Origin of the sequence: Riemerella columbina, assembly GCF_030517065.1 — a bacterium.
Taxonomy (GTDB): Bacteria; Bacteroidota; Bacteroidia; order Flavobacteriales; family Weeksellaceae; genus Riemerella; species Riemerella columbina_A.
Genome location: NZ_CP103950.1, coordinates 1,727,533 through 1,745,092 on the forward strand (window position 1 = coordinate 1,727,533; position 17,560 = coordinate 1,745,092).

Sequence of the window (17,560 nt, forward strand, 5' to 3'; positions counted from 1 at the left end):
AGTTTATGCACTTCTTCAAGGTTGAAAAATAAAAAAGCCCACATTTAGTGGACTTTTATAAGATTTAAAGTTTGATGCTATCAATCCTTATTGAACGCCTGCGCCTCCAAAAGTAAAGGTGGCAGAGAGTCCTGCTCTAATGGTGGAGAGTGGGAATGCCGTGGAGATTTTATACTTCGTCATCAGTTGGTCATAGAAGAAACGAAGGTTCAAATTCTGCGACATATTATAGTCGGCGGAGAGTTTAATCCCCATCATCCGCTGTCCACCCGTGATTTGAGCATCATCTAATAAAATATTGGTAATTCTGGTTTTGTTATCCCTCAACGAAAAATCAGCGCGAATATTTAAATCACTTTTGATGTTCTTCGTTTTGCCTCTAAATTTAAGTTTAAACTGCAAATCTTTGAGGATGTAGCCAAAACCTAACACATATTCCGAGCCTGAATCTTCGGTTAAAGTATGGTTAACCAAACCGAGGAGGAACATACGGCTTCTATTATATTGTGCACGGAACTGCATATTGTTTCGCATAGTAACATCAGCGCCAATTAGCGGCGAAAAATCCTCCTGATACATCACCTGAGAGAATACATAAGGGTTGATTTTATCCCCTCTGATGTCTACACTGCCTTGGTTGCTATAAAAATCGATATTGGACTGTATGCCCGTAGCGGTAAAGGTAGAAGTGTAGGCGTGCTGGAGATCAAACTTCTGGAATTGGCTATTGATAAACGGAATGTTCCGCAATCCAGAATAGGTAATGCGCCAGTTGGGCAGTGGGAAGCTCGGTTTGGTAGGCTGTCCCACGGTGGTAGATGATTTCCCTGCCAACGCCGCACGGAATGCAGGCACCAACACATAAGAATTCGCGATGCTATACCCTTCCACAAAACCGTCTGCCGTTAAGGTACCGTTGTGCTGTCTGGAGATTTCTCTCGCTTTGGCTTTCATTTGATTGAAAATCTCGCCACCGTCGGTAAAAGCAGTGCCCAAAAGGAAATCGGTATGAGAATAACTGATCATCTCATTCGCAAAGGAGAATTGTACGCCGTTGCTTCTATCGCCATCTATATCAATATTAAAGCCTGAATGGCTCATATTCTTATTATAAGTCCGTAAGAAATTAAGGTCTATTCTTAAATCCTTCATCGGCTCTATTGCAATATTGGCGGTGATATTTTCATTTCGCATTTGGGTATAAGGCTCATTGAGGTAGTCTGAACTGGTCACCCAATTGTTCTCCACAGCAATCCTTCTAATATCTGCTTGCGAACCGAATAAAAAGCCTGTGGTAGGTCCGCCAACGCCTTTGCCCACACCAAAGAAATTCGGTTCCGAAAGGATACCTGGGAGCATAGTTCCGTTATTTTCGGTATAATTAAAATTAACTTGTTTAATGGAAGTCAGCGCCGACATCAGCTGTTGCCCTACGCTCAAATGGTGTTTAAATTGGTAAGATTTAAACTTGAATTTTTTACGGCTTTTGTTATCGGCAAAAGCTTTTTCATAAACTTGATTGAGGGAGTCTATCTCTCTATTTCTACCTTGGCGGATGGAGTCTATTTTCTTAAAATAGTTGAATTTCCCCAAGAGCGTTGGGATATCCGCCGATGCCGTAGCCACCTTATTATTGGTATTCTGAGCAAGGTTTCCTAAGTTGCCATTCGCACTATTGAGGAGCACCGTAGAGCGTGCGTTCCAATTGTACTGGAAGCCGTAGCCCACCTCGGCACTGATGAAATCTAAATATGGAAAATGCTCAAATGGCAATTTATAATTGAGCTGCACCCTATGGTTATAAAGCACTGGGCGCCCCACACGGAACGGATTTTGGAAAATAGACTTGGTGTCCATAGTCTGCACCGCCCAATCATCATTAAGGGTTCTCGTGGCAGAGTTGATATCCAATTTCAAGGATTTGGTCAGGTTAAAGCCAAGGTTGTACTGCCATCCGAAATAGAAATTTCGGTTTTTAAGGACATCAAAATTCTGCGTGGCTGTCCCATTCATCAAGGCTTCTATATTTCTAAACTCTAACTCGCTGTAATCACGGTCTATTTCTGTTCTGAAAGAGAAACGCGTCGGGATAGGGTTCACATTAAACGCCTTAACCCATTGGAGGTATTTCGCTGATTTAGCGGTATCCTTCACCAAGTTGTTGAACGGCTTAATCACCCAAGGTTTAAAGCTAAAGTTATAATCCACATAGGCTTTTAGGTTCTGTCTGTAATTCTTTTTGGTATAGATATCTCGGTAGTAATCATCATTATACATTGCGGTTACAGAGAGGTTTTCCACATCATAGAATTTAGGTTTTTTCTTAGAGTTTACCCTTTCTTTGCGCATATTAACCACCCCGATGCTGCGTTGCTGCGTGTAAGTTCTCACCACTTGCTTCAGTTCCTCTTTTTTAGGATCTTCAGCGAAGAGCACATCATCATTCAATGGGTTGTATTTAGGGTCTTCTATGGTTTGGCTATACGAATAGTTGACTGGAATTTTCATTCCCACTTTTTCAGGTAAAAACTTATCTACATTCACGGTGGTATTTATAGAGAAAGCCGTGTTTTGCGTTTGCTGTCTTTGCACTGGTTTTTGGTCAATAAAGCCAAATCCAATGGTAGAAATGGTCGCATTGGCATTCACATTTGCAAAATCACCGAGGTTAAAATTGAGGCTGGCATTCGCGGCATAGCCTCCTTTATTTTCAATACCAGAAAGGCGCACCTCATCTACCCAAAGCACCAAATCTTTGGAGTCATTGCCTGTATTTCGCACCCCAATTACAATGGTGGAAATATTCCCCAAAGTAGGGCGACCTTTGGTATAAATGGCTTTATGCGCATCGCCATATTCTATATCTCTATACCGCTGGTCTATGCCCACATTAGCAGACTCTCTTCTCAATTTCGCATTGATGAAGTCTTGTAAATCCAAATTCACATTGTTCTCCATTGGCCAAATATCCAACGGCGAAGTAGCGCTAATAGCGGTATATTTTAACGAAGATTCATATTCGTAATAGTTGTCCGTGGCATCACTACCAAAACGGATGAAGAATTTAGCCTCTGGATCTACCCTATTGGAAGTCACCTCTTTAAGGTTTTCTGCGTGTACAAACAACTCCAACTTCTGGTAGCGGCGCATATCTAACGACACATTTTTAAACACCCCTCGGGAGGCGTGCGTGGTTGGAGAAAGGTTGGTTGCCTTTAAATAAAGAGAAGCTTCATTTTGTCTCTGAGACCCCGTAGTTCCGCTCAACACTTGGCGCTCAATCCCTGGAGGCATAACATAAGGCGGCGTGCCGAGGGCATTTTCTTCTAAATTGACCCCACCTACATCAAAGTTGGCATTGTCCACCGTGTAGCTGCCTTCATCAGAATTGTTACCTACAGCTAAGTTTTTCGTGTACTTGCGCCAATCTGAACGCACCAAATCAAAGGTTCCAAATCTTAAAGTAGAGGTTTCATCAAACCCTTTTAAAATCATTCTGGCAAAACGCACATTATTGAGCACCGCTGCACTGGCATCGCCTGCATCTGTATCAAACTGCGATACTGGAATTCGGAATAAGAACCACTTGTTCTTCCCTATTTGTCCATTTTGGAATTTCACTTCGGTTTCCTTCTCATCAACGATGAAATTTTTACCCAAAGTCAAATCCGCTCTATCTAAACTGATGCTATACTGGTTATAGCTTTCGCTCTGGTCTAAGTTGAAATCATTATTGATATCTTCGGCATCTGGCATCTGAGAAGAAACCTCCATAGAACCCGCCTTAGAGTTGCCTTCTGGATTTCTAAAATAACGGTAACGCTCCACCAAAGAAGAAGCCAACGCCCCTTGGAACTGGTTGGAGAGGTAGAACACGAAATCATCCGCCGCAGGGTCTGCCAAGTTGGTCACTGGATTGACAAACGGAGAGTTAAATTTGGTGGCTTCTTGCACATTGTCTAAACCATCAAAACCGACATCTTGCACCGTCCGATTTTCACCCTCAGAGGAGAAGGCATAAAGCACAGGTTGCTGGTCTGGCTGCACCCCCCACGAGGTCTGCGAGGTTTTCGCTGGCGTATCCAAAGTTGGCAATCCGTTTTCGTATTGGAGTTTTCCGTCTTTCAAAATATCTTCCGAAACATTTCCTAAATGAAGGAGCAACTTAGGATTAGCGCCCAAAGGTTTGCCATCCGCATAAGGGTCCATCATCCAGAATTCTACATATTCTATATTCGCGCTGGTAAAGTTAGACACATTGATTGGTCTCATCAACCCTGCCCACCGTTCGCTTGTTGCTTCATTATTAGGGTTTACATTATACGGACCGCGCTGGGTTGGATAATAGGTAATGTCTAAGGTATTAACGAAAGTTTGGTCTCCCGCCACAAAATCTCGGCTGTTGTAGATTTCATTCATCTTAACTCGGCGAGAAGCGTGGTTAGAAACCGCCTCTGCATTGATGCCATTAGGAGCTTTACCACCCACACCATAGAACCTCGGGTCTATATAATACCAAGACAATAGCCCTCTACCATAGCCGTTTTTCACATCATCATAAAGTCCAGAATTGGAGAATAATGGGTCGCGTGTATTTTTTTCAGGCTTAGAAGCTAAAGTCCAAAGTGCAGGCTCTTTCAGCGTGATTTTAGAGGTACTTTGGTCAAAATCATCTACATAAGCTTGGTTGTTGATGTCTTTATTTTCGCCAGGAATCAAGTAAGCCGCCTCTGCTCTAAAATTGAGGTTAGAAGGCGCTTCGGTATTGATGAGCGGAATTTTATCGGTGAGCCTCGTGAGGAATGGCAATTCATTATTATACATCACATTCATCCCGAGCATCGTATTATTAACCGCCTCTTGTCCTATTTGTACTTTCTGGGTTAAAGGTCGCTCAGAGTAGTTCATCGCTGTAGCACCTACGGTAAGGTGTTCATTGAATTTACGCTCCAAATTCAACCCTAAAAATCTTTTTCTTTGGGTGTTAAAAGTCATCTGATTTTCTAACGAAATATTGATGGCTTGCCCAGATTGTTTTAAAGTCTCGTTGATAATGGTAACCTGCCCCAAAAGATAGTCCACCGTATAATCTACGCCTTCGGTAAGCGCCACGCCGTTCGCTGTTACCTTAACCGAACCTTTGGGTACATTGATGGCACCAAGTGCTATGCCTTGCCCCTGCGAGCCTTGGTAACGCCCTTCTATAGTATAGCGCTGTGCCAATGGGTTTTGTGATGCCACTTGTTTCTGCTGCGAGTAAAGCTCGGAGAACACAAATTTAGGATCATTGCTACCCAAGGCGTTAATCATAAAATTACCGAAAGGCTGCGCTTTGGTAAAGATAAGTTTTCCGTTTTCTGGATCTATGGTGATATCCCGCACAAAGTCAAACAAACCATCGCCATAGGTACTGCCGCCATCGTTTTGGAGGTCATTATTCAGATTAAGTCTATCCCAATTGAGGAGGCTCAATAGATTGGTATTTTGGATTGGTGTGTTGGGTAGATAGTTGACCTTGCCATTTTGAGGATCACGATAATAAACATTCAGAAAAAAACGATCCCTCGCAATTTGGTTGGCATTCATAGAATAGATGTTTTTCATCATCAAATTCCACATTGGCGAGGTGGTTTTCACCAAAACATTAGGCTTTATCAACTTGGTAACCAGCACGGTACTTTCTTCCGAAAATTCCCCCACTTTATACACTTGGTTAGAGCCATTTACCGTAAAAGAGTAAGAAACCGCCAAAAGCTGGTTGTCGTTAAGCCTTTGATTGAGGGAGATATACCCCAACTGCGGATGAAATTTATATTCGTTTTGGTTCAGTCTTCTGGCTCTTCGGTTGAAGATAAATTGCTCGCCATCGGTATAGGTTTCCACCGTTCCAGAGGCGTTTGGGAAAGATTGCTGATTGATGGTATTATACGCCGTATTGGCATCTCTAAGCCCTGCGCCTAAATTGTTAATACTTTGGTAAAGGTTATTTTGAGCGTTATTAGGATAGCCCGAAATGCCCTCTCCCAAGTCTCTAACCGCCACGATGCTCTTTTGATCTTGGAGGTTGCCAGAGCCTTGGTCTAAAACCCAAACTTCTAAACGCGTGATGTTGATTTTAGCGTTAATCTGAGGGTAGTTGAGTAATGCATTATCATAATTTTTGAAGAAATATTGTCCTAAATAATAGTGCTGGTTGTCTTCGTAATCTATCGCATTGATTTTGAAAGTGCTCATTGTTCCGCCACCTTGAGCGACTACGGTGCGAGATTCCCCCTGTTGTTGAGACAGCACCAATGTTCCGTAAGTTTTCCCTAATTGGAACTCCGTTTTCAATCCAAATAAAGACTCGGAGCCACGGATAAGACTGGTGGAGAGCGGCATATTAACATTACCAAACTCTACCCTTTTGATGATTTTATCCTCGCCACCTTTGTTGAGGTCGCCCAAACCCTTGGTTTGCAAATCTTGCCAAGTGCCTTTGGCTTGCCACACCAAATTGAGTTTATTTTCAAAAGCAAAGCCGCTCTGCGTATCATAATTGGCTTTGAGCTGAAGGTTCTCTCCTACTTTCCCCAAAATACCGAGCTGAATTCTCTGCTGGATATTGAACGCAAAATTCTTTCTGTTCTGTGGCAGCACCATTGGATTGTCAATTTTTTGGTACAGCCCCCCTAAATCAAAAGATGCAAACCCCTGCGGAATCAGCTCTATTTTATTACCGCCAAAAACGGTTTCAAATAATTTATTGTTGATTTTTAAGCTTGGGAGTAAGCCTTTTTTCTCCGCTGCCTCGGGGTCTTTCCTATTAACTAAATCGTTATTATTGGATTTTTCTTGATAGTAATTTCTCAAACCTTGGGTGCGCACATAGTCGGCATACTCGCTGGGCGTCATCGCAATGGGAACGCCAGAAACGATGTTGCCCACCTTAGGATACAGAAAATAGAGCCCTTGTTTTATATCATAAAAAGCCTCGTACCGCACGGGGTTGGGCAGGGCAATTTGCGGTGGCGTAGGTTCCGCCTGTGGTTCTGTAGTCTGAGCCTTAGCGCCGCCTATGGTGATGATGAAAGATAAACACCATAGTTTAAAGAGTATATTATGTGGTTTCACTTACAATCAAATATTTTTTAGAATTTGTTTCACTAAATCTTCCGTTTGGAGGTCTGGATTTTGCTTTAAAATCTTGTCTGCCAACTTCTCCGACATCTTTTTAGGAATCCCCAAAACCTCTAATGCTGATAACGATTCTTCTTTTACTTTATTATCTACCAATACGGAAATGTTTTCTTCCGAAGTATTGAAATGCGCCACTTTATCCTTTAAATCTACAATGATTCTCTGGGCGGTTTTCGCACCGATGCCTTTCACTTTTTGTAGCGTGGCACTACTGCCAGAAAGTATGGCTTGGGCGATTTCTTCCAACTCTAATGAGGAGAGCATAATCATAGCTGATGCAGGCCCCACGCCACTCACAGACACCAAAAGATTAAACATTTCTTTCTCCCTAAGGTCTGCAAAACCAAACAATAAATGGGCATCTTCTCTGATGATGGGCTGCGTAAAAATTCGGTTTTCTTTACCCAAATTCATCTTCTGCGAGGTGGCAACACTCACCGCTACATAGTAGCCCACGCCCGCAACTTCTATCACCAAATAAGTCGGTGTTAGCTCCTGAACCACTCCTTTTAGGTAGTATATCATAAGATAAGTAAAATTTAAAATTTCAGTGGGCTAATATAAGGAATTTTTGCCAAGTCTGTTGCAGTACAAAAAATCCAAAGCTACTAAAACAGAAGCGTATAAAGTTTTAAAATAATTTATAAAAAGATTTGGCTATATCAAAATTTCTTTGTTATTTTGCACTCTCAAATATTTAGTAGTAATAAAGAACATCGAGATATGTCAAGAATTTGCCAAATAACAGGAAAGCGTGCAATGGTAGGAAACAATGTTTCTCACGCTAATAACAAGACGAAGCGTCGTTTTGAGATCAACTTATTAGAGAAGAGATTTTACCTTCCTGAGCAAGAGAAATATGTAACCTTAAAGGTGTCTGCTCACGGATTGAGAGTGATTAACAAGATTGGTATTGAAGAGGCTATAGAAAGAGCTACTCGTAACGGATTTATTAAATAATTAGGAAACCATGGCAAAAAAAGGAAACCGCGTGCAAGTGATTTTAGAATGCACAGAACATAAAGAAAGTGGTATGGCTGGGATGAGCAGATACATCACCACCAAAAACAAGAAAAACACCACTGAAAGATTGGAGTTAAAAAAATACAACCCTGTATTGAAAAAATACACCCTTCACAAAGAAATTAAATAATCTTTAAAGATATTTTACAATGGCAAAAAAAGTAGTAGCAACCCTACAAACATCTTCTAAAAAGATGACCAAAGTAGTGAAAATGGTTAAATCTCCTAAAACAGGAGCTTATGTTTTCGACGAAAAAGTAATGAACGCTGATGAGGTAGATGCTTATTTGAAAAAATAACCTCCTCTATCTTAAAATATATAAAACTATCCAAATATTTTTGGGTAGTTTTTTTATATATTTGCTGAAATAATTCTAACACTGACCATAAAACAAAGACCTCTATGAGCTGGTTCAAAAAAATATTCAAAAAAGAAGAAAAAGAAACCTTAAATAAAGGCTTAGAAAAATCAAGCCAAGGCTTCTTTGAAAAAATATCCAAAGCCGTTGTTGGTAAAAGTAAAGTAGATGATGAAGTCTTAGATGACTTAGAGGAAATCCTCATTGCCTCCGATGTGGGCGCCGCTACTACCATTAAAATTATAGAACGCATAGAAAACCGTGTGGCACGGGATAAATACATCGGTACAGATGAGTTAGACCAAATTTTAAGAGAAGAAATTTCAGGGCTTCTTTTAGAAAATCCACACGCCGATACGGGCAATATAGACACCACCAAAAAGCCTTATGTGATTATGGTGGTCGGCGTGAACGGCGTAGGAAAAACCACTACCATTGGCAAACTCGCCCACCAATTTAAATCCCAAGGGAAGAAAGTGGTTCTCGGTGCGGCGGATACCTTCCGTGCGGCAGCTGTAGACCAGTTGGTCATCTGGAGCGAGCGCGTGGGCGTGCCTATCGTTAAACAAAATATGGGTTCCGATCCCGCCTCTGTTGCTTTTGATACCGTGCAATCTGCCGTGGCTCAAGATGCCGATGTGGTACTCATTGACACCGCTGGGCGACTTCACAATAAAGTCAATTTGATGAACGAACTTTCTAAAATCAAGCGCGTAATGCAGAAGGTAGTCCCTGATGCGCCCCACGAGGTGCTTTTGGTTTTAGATGGAAGTACAGGGCAAAACGCCTTTGAGCAAGCCAAACAATTTACCGCTGCAACAGAAGTTACTGCATTGGCTGTCACCAAGTTAGATGGTACCGCCAAAGGTGGCGTAGTGATAGGAATTTCTGACCAGTTCCAAGTGCCTGTGAAATACATTGGCGTTGGCGAGAAAATGGAAGACCTCCAATTATTTAATGGAACCGAGTTTGTAGATTCTTTTTTCAGAAAAGCTTAATCGGTGGTCTGAGGATTAGAGGTTTTTCATTTAAATTTTCTACTATGAAATTTAATTTTTTACTATTATTCTTATTTTCTATATCATGCTATGCTCAAACCTATAGGTTTATTTATGAGTATCATTTCAAAAAAGATTCCACTTCCAAAGAATACTCTAAGGAAAATATGGTTTTAGATATCAACGATAAAACCTCTAAATTTTATTCATACCGATATATCATAAATGATTCCATATCCAAGAATAAAGGTATAGAAAACATCGTTTGGTATAACCTCCCAGCATTATCTCACAACAAAAAATCCCAAATTAATCAATCTTTTTTTGAAATAGGAACTGATTTCTTTGTTATTGAGTCAAAAGACAATATCCAATGGACTATTTTAAATGAAATAAAAGACTTTAATGGAGTAAAAGCCCAAAAAGCGATAGCAAAGTTTGGAGGAAGAGATTGGATCGCTTGGTTTTCTGATGAATTTCCATTCTGGGATGGTCCATATAAATTTAGAGGACTTCCAGGTCTTATTATAGAAATAAAAGACACCCAAAATAATTTTATATTTAGTTTAGTAGAAAATAAAATCTTAAACCAACCATTTAATACCCAAAATTTTTTAGAAACCATTGGAGGGCAAAATCCTATTAAAATTGATGAAACAATTTTGAAGAAGAAAAGAATAGAGCATTTTAATTCTCCATTTAATTATTTGAAAGAACAATTGAAAAACAATAAAGGAACGACCATCATTATGTTCGGAAAACCAGTAAAAACCGCTCAAGAAATGAGAGAATTTGAAAAAAGAGAACAAGAACGCATCATAAAAGAAAATAATCCTATAGAACTTGATAAAATAATTCATTATCAAATACAATAAATGAATATCTTAAAAAAAGCGCCTCAAATAACGAGGTGCTTTTGGTTGATATAAAAGTATAAAATACCTTTTGAGTAAGCCCAACAATCTACTGCCACAGTGGTATTTATAATTGCCAACCAGTTCCAAGATTTCGTAAAATACAAAAGCGTTGGCGAGAAGTTGAAAGACTTCCAAATTATTTAATGGCACGGAGTTTGTAGATTCTTTTTCGGAAAAGTTTAATATTGGTTTTACAGCCATTAGAGGGCTTTTCAAATTAAATGAATTTATTAACTTTAAAAAACAAAAGTATTATGGGAATTTTATCATGGCTTTTATTTGGTTTAATCGCTGGTGCTATCGCAAAAGCAATTCACCCAGGTAAAGACCCAAGCGGATGGTTAATCACCATCGTGATCGGTATTGTAGGAAGTATGTTAGGCGGTTGGTTAGGTTCTATGTTTTTAGGTATAGATGTAACTGGCTTCAACTTTTCAAGCTTTATGGTAGCCGTAGGTGGTTCAGTATTGCTTTTAGCCATCTACTCCGCCATTACGAAAAAGTAATTTTTTCATTTTAATAGTTTAGAAAAGAGCCCATTAAGTTTAATGGGCTTTTTTATTTAAAATATATTTGGTGGGACAGAATAAAATGATTATATTTGGAACGCTATAATCAAGGGTTTTACTCTAATTAAGCAATAATTTTTTTTCATCATTTGTGTTTTTAGAGCCACTTTTTATAAGTGGCTCTTTTTATGGATATTCCACAGCTTCATACCGAAGTAAAAGGCGAGTAAAATAAGAATAAGTCACGGCTCCATCTTGCTGATTAGATTTTAAAAACCAATGGTTAGTCCAACCAAAAAAAGTTTCTGCAAGGCCTTGGTAGTGTTTTTGGTATGCCCACTCTTGTGCACGGTCGCGTTTCATTCCCTCAGAATAGCGCTTCAAAATTTGCGCTACAAAATCTGGTTCCGTGTCGATTAAATCCCGAAGCAAACTTTTGAGCACAAAATAATTCGTGCTGTATTGCAAAACCGTATTGGTAGAACTTTTCCCCACCAAATAAGCGATAAAATTGGCTTCCTCCTCCCGAGCATAACCCAGCTGATGCGCCATTTCGTGTGCCAGCGTGATGGGCAGGTAAGTATCTGGCACATTGGGATTGTACTGTGCCTCGGCGGTAAAGGGATTATAATAGCCCAAAATCCCTGTATAGCTCATCACTGGCGCCCAAAGACTGGGTTTAATATCAGAAAGATTGGTGGGCTTTTTGGGCGCTAAGAAAGTGGGCAGATGGTGCTGCTGTTTCAAAATTTCTTGTACCAATGCCTCAGAATCCGTAATATGGAACACGCCATTTTTATCTTCTTCAACTAAAAGTCGGCTCTCGATACACCGCTGGAGGTATCGCTCTGCCAAACGTTTAGTTTGCGCTATTGTGGATTCTTCCGCTGGTAACTTTTCAATGATCGGCGTTTGAAAGTAGAGCATTCCCCAAAAACATTGGTAAACAAAATAAAAGCCATTCAGCAATATAAGCAACCGCACAATATTAAAAGATCGCCGCTTTAAAATCACGATTTTAATGCCCAACATCAGCAAAATAAATCCTAAAATAAGATAGCCCCAATCTCCCAACGAAAAAGGGAACAGCGAAGAAAAATATTGCTGTGGATACTTCTTCCACTCAAAGCCATATTCAAAAAAATCAATAGCGATAGGCGTATGCGATAGCCCATAAAACAAAAGAATTTGGACAAGAAGAAGCCCTGCCCAAATTCTTTTACTATAAAATAACGTTTTTTTAATGTCCTCCGCCATTGGATTCTGCTATGGTGATACCTTGTTTTTTCAAGATTTTAGGCGTAATAAAGCCATAAAATGCCAAATAGCTAAAACAAATCACAGGGATAATATATGAAAAATGTGTGTAACTGATGCCGAAAATCCCTTCTGGCGAAGTTAAATCGTGGTCACAAACCCAACCTTGGATGATTGGAATAACACCACCACCGAGAATCATCATTACCAAGAATGATGAGGCTTTCCCTGTATTTTTGCCCAATCCCGCTATGGCTAAATCAAAAATAGACGGCCACATAATAGAGCAGAACAAACCACCAGAAATAAAGAAATATTTGGCAATCGTTTTATCAGGGTAGAATAGACCACACAACATCATCAGCACGCCTGCTACCCCGAAAATCATCAAGGTTTTGCCTGCATTTTTACCTCCCAAGAAGCTCATCAGAATGAAAATTAAAATCCATATAGGATAGATATAAAATGATGAAATATTTTTGCCCATCAGGCTATTAGCCCCTAAGATAATCCCGAATGCAACAAATGGAACGATAAATTTAAGCGCTAAATTTGTAGATTTAGAAGTGTTAAAAACATTGATACCGCCATTCCATCTTCCAATCATCAAACTGCCCCAATAGAGGGAAATAAACGGCGCGATGTCGTGCTCCAAAATATTCCCAAACTCCGCCGTATGGAGCAATGCTGGCAGGTTACTCACAATAGACACCTCCACGCCAACATAGATAAATATCGCCAACATTCCCAGTAGAAGTTGTGGGTATTTCATAATATTAAAAGATGTCTCCTCTTCCACTTGTAGGCTTTCTTCTTGGATTTCATCTTTCGCGGGGTCTTCTATTTTAGAAAGCATCATAAAAATGGCAACGGCAATAAACGCCACCCCCAAAATAATGAATGGCAACTGCACATCGTGGAGGTTTAGTGTGGTATTCGCATCGCCGCCATCGCCAAAAAGTGCACGTCCTAAAATGATAGGCCCAATGGTGGTTCCCAAAGAGTTGATACCGCCCGCCAAAGTAAGCCTGTGCGCCCCTGTTTCTGGACTTCCCATTTTAATCGCGAGGGGGTTCGCCACAATTTGCTGCACCGAAAAGCCCAAGCCCACCACAAATAAAGCTGTTAGGAAATACGCAAAACTATGGTTGGTAGCGGCAGGGATAAACAAAAAAGCGCCTATCGCAGAGACAATCAAGCCGAAAGCTAAGGTCTTTTTATATCCAAACTTTTGTAAAATATCACTAAATAACGAAACCACAAAAAAGATCACAGAGCCAATAAAGTACGCCAGATAAAATGCCCACGCCACCAATTGGGACTGAACTTGGGATAGGGTAAAACTTTTCTTAAATACAGGGATAAGAATATCGTTGCTGGCGGCTACAAAGCCCCAAAAAAAGAAAACGATGACCAACGAGATAAACTGCGACCACTTGGTCTGTTGTGTATTTTGTTCCATTTGTTAAATTAAATTAAAATTAGTGCAGACAAATATAGAGATTTAAAATGATACTTCGTGTTTTTCTATGGTATTTTTTATCATCTGGAAGGCGGCTTCTTTCATCGTTTCTAAAGTATAACCGTCGGCAGGTTCTATAATTTCATTGAGGAAAACCTTCACGCGCCCAGGGTAACCCTTAGCATTATCAAAAGGAAACATCTGCTTAAGCCCCACAAAGGTCAGAACGCAAAGCGGCAACTGGTGCTGGCTGGCAAGCATAAACGCCCCATTTTTAAACGGCGCCAAAGTGACTGTCGTATCATCTGGCACCAAACCTTCTGGGAAGATAACCATATTCTGTCCGTGCTGCATCCGCTCTGCGGCGCGCGTGTACACCTCGGCACGGCTCTTGGCGCTATCTCGGTCCACCATAACTGCCACGCGTTTGTAAATCGTTCCAAAAATGGGGAGTTTTACCAATTCTTTTTTTCCAACAAAACACAGCGGATGCTCTGGCAACAAGACCACCATCAGCATAATATCCATCACGGATGTATGGTTAGCGATAAATACATACTGCCTGCCTTTCTCTATTTTCCGTTGCGTTTCCTTGATCCATCGGTAGCGGAAGCCCATACCATAATAAAGCCCCAGCGCCCAAATTCTAATAAAGAAATACGCAATGCGAAAGTGCTTCTTATTAAAAGAAAAAATATAAACCCACGGCGCCATCAGCAAGGTGAGCAATACGCCCAAAACCACAAACCAAAGCCGCCAAAGGTAGACTAAAATGACCATTTTCAATGATTTAAAACGCCGCAAATATACACAAATTTCTCTCGGAGTTTAAACCACCACCATTTTCCTCATCGTTATATAATAAGGCGAAGCACTAGCGTAGCCTCATCAGAAGGCGTGGCGTATTATAATAAGAACAGACAGCGCGTTAGCCTAAGGACGGACATCACATCATTATAAGGACAGAGCCTCCGTTAGCGTAAGGGCAGACACCTTGCTATACTAAGGGCGGACACCCTGCGGTTATCCATTGAAAATCACACGCTTTTTCACGCTATAATTAAGGATAGACACCAAAACAATAGCGGCTATTTTACTCAAAATGGCACGGCTGAAAGTGAAGAATGGCACCTCTATATTGCTCGTAAATACCCACCAATAGAACATCTGAAATGCCAATAAACTCAGCGCGGTGGACAAGAATGAAACTGCCATAAAGTACGCAAACTCACGCCGTTTAGAGTGTTTGCCTCTTTTAAAGACAAACCAAATACTGAGGAAATAATTGGAGAGAATTCCCATGGTGGTGGAGAGGATATTGCTCAGCGGATAATGCACGCCGCCCCAATCTTGCTCCTGTGGCAAATACTGCGGTAGCACCACGCTCAGTAACTTAAAAGTACCGATTTCCACCACGGCACTCAGCCCCCCAGCGATGATGAACAAGATAATCTGCCGATGTCTTTTTAAGAGTTTCATAGAACGCTGCAAATTTAACTTTAATCCTTATAAAACCGAAATATAATCCCGCTTTTTTTCATCTTTAAGAAAACAAGTTCAAATAAAATGATTATTTTTGGGCATATAAAAAATTAGAGATAATGAAAATCAACAAAAGTTACTTACTGATATTGGCGCTCTCCGCCTTATCTCCCGCTCAAAACAAGAAATTCACTATGGAAGATGCCGTTTTGGGGCTTCGCTCTAACCTTGCTGTGAAAAGCATTTATGGCTTAGACTGGGCAAAAAATCAAGAGGGCTACATCCAACAAGTCAAAAACGCCTATACCATTACCCAATACCCTTCTATGAAGGTGGACACCTTGGTTTCTCTGCATCAAATCAACCAAAATTTATCCAAAGAAAGGCAGCTCAAAGGCTTTCCGAGGCTCACTTTCATCAATGATGAAAAGGCGTATTTTGACCAAAACAACACTTATTATCTTGTAGAAAAACAGGCTGGCGCATGGCAAATTAAAATTTGGGAACAGCTCCCTGAAGATGCCGAAAATATCCAAATTACCGACAATGGCACTTTTCTTTTTACGGTTAAAAACAACCTTTATAGTCAATATTTAGGCAAGAAAACCGCCATCACGCAGGAACAAAACGAGAATATCATCAGCGGGCAATCCGTTCACCGCAACGAATTCGGGATCCATGGCGGCATCTTCCCTGCCCCAGACCAAAACAAGGTCGCTTTTTACAAAATGGACCAAACGATGGTCAAAGATTACCCCATCATCGATTGGAGCGTGGTGCCAGCTGAAAATCATAACATTAAATATCCCATGGCGGGCGGCACCTCTCACCAAGTCTGTTTAGGAATTTACGATTTTAAAACGCAACAAACGCAATTTCTGCAAATAGATGGCGACCCAGAGCAATACCTAACCGCCGTTTCGTGGAGTCCAGATTCGCGTTTTATCTTCGTTGGGGTGCTGAACAGAGATCAAAACCACCTCAAAATGAACCAATACGATGCGCAAACGGGGCGCTTTATCAAAACGCTTTTTGAGGAAAAAAATGCCAAATATGTGGAGCCTGAGCACCCGCTATTGTTCCTCCCTCACTCTAACCAAGATTTTATTTGGCAGAGCCAGAGGAGCGGCTTTAACCACCTTTACCACTACCACATTGACCGAGGTCTGGTGCAACAGATTACCACGGGCGACTGGCTGGTGACCGATGTCTTAGGCTTCAATGCCGCTAAGCATGAAATTTACATCAATACCACTAAAAATTCGCCGCTGGAAAGGCAAGTTTATAAAGTGAATTGGAAGAATAAAAAACTCACGCCAATCACTTCTGCATCAGGGATGCACAGAGGGCTACTCAACCAAAATGGGACGCTCCTTATCGATACTTATTCTAACGCCGAAGTGCCGAGGAACATCAACCTCATCAATACGCAGAATTTAAAATCTCAACCTCTATTTTCTGCGGAAAATCCACTAAAAGATTACGCCCGACCTGAGGTAAAAAATGTAACGCTAAAAGCCGATGATGGTACGCCTCTTTATGGAAAATTGATACTCCCCACTGATTTTAATCCTAACCAAAAATATCCCGTTATCGTTTATCTTTATGGTGGCCCACACGCACAACTCATCACCAATACCTTCCCTGCCAGCGGCAATCTTTGGTACGAATATTTAGCGCAAAGGGGCTATGTGGTTTTCTCAATGGACAACCGAGGCTCTTCTAATCGTGGTTTCAAGTTTGAGTCCGCTCCATTCCGACAATTGGGCACTGTGGAAATGGAAGACCAACTGAAAGGCGTGGCTTATTTGAAATCTTTGCCTTATGTAGATGCCGATAGAATGGGCGTTCACGGCTGGAGTTTTGGTGGCTTTATGACCACAAGTTTGATGCTTCGCCATCCTGAAGTGTTTAAAGTGGCGGTGGCTGGCGGCCCTGTTATCGATTGGAATATGTACGAAATTATGTACACCGAGCGCTATATGGACAGCCCTCAACAGAACCCCAAAGGCTATGCGCAAGCCAATCTTTTGGATAAAATTCAAAATCTGAAAGGGAAACTTCTCCTGATCCACGGCACTCAAGATGACGTGGTGGTATGGCAACACACCATTAACCTCCTAAGGAATGCTGTAGAAAAGGGCACGCAGCTGGATTATTTTGTTTACCCTGGGCACGCCCATAATGTGTTAGGCAAAGACCGTGTACACCTAATGCAAAAAGTAACCGATTATTTTGACCTTTATTTAAAGGATAAGAAGTAATAATTTCATCTAAAATAGAAGGCTTTTTCATAATGTGAAAGAGCCTTTTTTGTTTTATTTTAATCCATGCCCCAAATGATTACTTAATATTTCCTCTATTTTTTATTAAC

At 40.8% G+C, this 17,560-nt stretch carries 13 protein-coding genes; 7 read left to right on the forward strand and 6 right to left on the reverse strand.

The features are described from left to right. Positions 1-87 precede the first annotated feature (87 nt). Both sprA and ruvA read right to left on the reverse strand, forming a co-directional pair. Positions 88-7,059: a cell surface protein SprA gene (gene sprA, locus NYR17_RS08115; protein ID WP_302507043.1), complete on the reverse strand. Its 6,972-nt coding sequence runs from the start codon at positions 7,057-7,059 to the stop codon at positions 88-90. Positions 7,060-7,119: 60 nt separating this feature from the next. Next, positions 7,120-7,704 (reverse strand): Holliday junction branch migration protein RuvA, encoded by a 585-nt coding sequence (gene ruvA / locus NYR17_RS08120; RefSeq protein WP_302505214.1) that lies wholly within the window; start codon positions 7,702-7,704, stop codon positions 7,120-7,122. Between the two features lie 198 nt (positions 7,705-7,902). Between ruvA and rpmB the strand changes: the two genes are divergently transcribed. From rpmB to NYR17_RS08150, 6 genes are all read left to right on the forward strand, one after another. After that, positions 7,903-8,139 carry a 50S ribosomal protein L28 gene (gene rpmB / locus NYR17_RS08125; RefSeq protein ID WP_302505215.1) on the forward strand — a complete coding sequence of 79 codons (237 nt, stop codon included), beginning with the start codon at positions 7,903-7,905 and terminating at the stop codon, positions 8,137-8,139. Positions 8,140-8,149: 10 nt separating this feature from the next. Continuing rightward, entirely contained in the window at positions 8,150-8,332 is a 183-nt protein-coding gene (gene rpmG, locus NYR17_RS08130; protein WP_302505216.1) for a 50S ribosomal protein L33, read from the forward strand. A 19-nt stretch (positions 8,333-8,351) separates the two neighbouring features. After that, positions 8,352-8,501 (forward strand): DUF4295 family protein, encoded by a 150-nt coding sequence (locus tag NYR17_RS08135; protein WP_302505217.1) that lies wholly within the window; start codon positions 8,352-8,354, stop codon positions 8,499-8,501. Between the two features lie 104 nt (positions 8,502-8,605). Next, positions 8,606-9,559, forward strand: a complete 954-nt coding sequence (gene ftsY, locus NYR17_RS08140; protein ID WP_302505218.1) for a signal recognition particle-docking protein FtsY — start codon at positions 8,606-8,608, stop codon at positions 9,557-9,559. A gap of 44 nt (positions 9,560-9,603) precedes the next feature. Further along, positions 9,604-10,434 (forward strand): GLPGLI family protein, encoded by an 831-nt coding sequence (locus tag NYR17_RS08145; RefSeq protein ID WP_302505219.1) that lies wholly within the window; start codon positions 9,604-9,606, stop codon positions 10,432-10,434. Between the two features lie 296 nt (positions 10,435-10,730). Beyond that, entirely contained in the window at positions 10,731-10,982 is a 252-nt protein-coding gene (locus NYR17_RS08150) for a GlsB/YeaQ/YmgE family stress response membrane protein (protein ID WP_302505220.1), read from the forward strand. A 189-nt stretch (positions 10,983-11,171) separates the two neighbouring features. Here the strand turns inward: NYR17_RS08150 and NYR17_RS08155 are convergent, their stop codons facing one another. From NYR17_RS08155 to NYR17_RS08170, 4 genes are all read right to left on the reverse strand, one after another. Continuing rightward, positions 11,172-12,242 (reverse strand): DUF3810 domain-containing protein, encoded by a 1,071-nt coding sequence (locus NYR17_RS08155; RefSeq protein ID WP_302505221.1) that lies wholly within the window; start codon positions 12,240-12,242, stop codon positions 11,172-11,174. Further along, entirely contained in the window at positions 12,226-13,704 is a 1,479-nt protein-coding gene (locus NYR17_RS08160) for an MFS transporter (protein ID WP_302505222.1), read from the reverse strand. Before NYR17_RS08160 ends, NYR17_RS08155 begins: the two co-directional genes overlap by 17 nt. Positions 13,705-13,746: 42 nt before the next feature. Then, the gene (locus tag NYR17_RS08165; protein WP_302505223.1) at positions 13,747-14,484 is read right to left on the reverse strand and encodes a lysophospholipid acyltransferase family protein; all 738 of its coding nucleotides are present in this window, start codon (positions 14,482-14,484) and stop codon (positions 13,747-13,749) included. A gap of 243 nt (positions 14,485-14,727) precedes the next feature. Continuing rightward, on the reverse strand, positions 14,728-15,183 hold the full coding sequence (locus NYR17_RS08170; RefSeq protein ID WP_302505224.1) for a GtrA family protein: 456 nt from the start codon (positions 15,181-15,183) through the stop codon (positions 14,728-14,730). A gap of 122 nt (positions 15,184-15,305) precedes the next feature. Between NYR17_RS08170 and NYR17_RS08175 the strand changes: the two genes are divergently transcribed. Then, positions 15,306-17,450: a S9 family peptidase gene (locus NYR17_RS08175; RefSeq protein ID WP_302505225.1), complete on the forward strand. Its 2,145-nt coding sequence runs from the start codon at positions 15,306-15,308 to the stop codon at positions 17,448-17,450. The last annotated feature ends 110 nt before the right edge of the window (positions 17,451-17,560 follow it).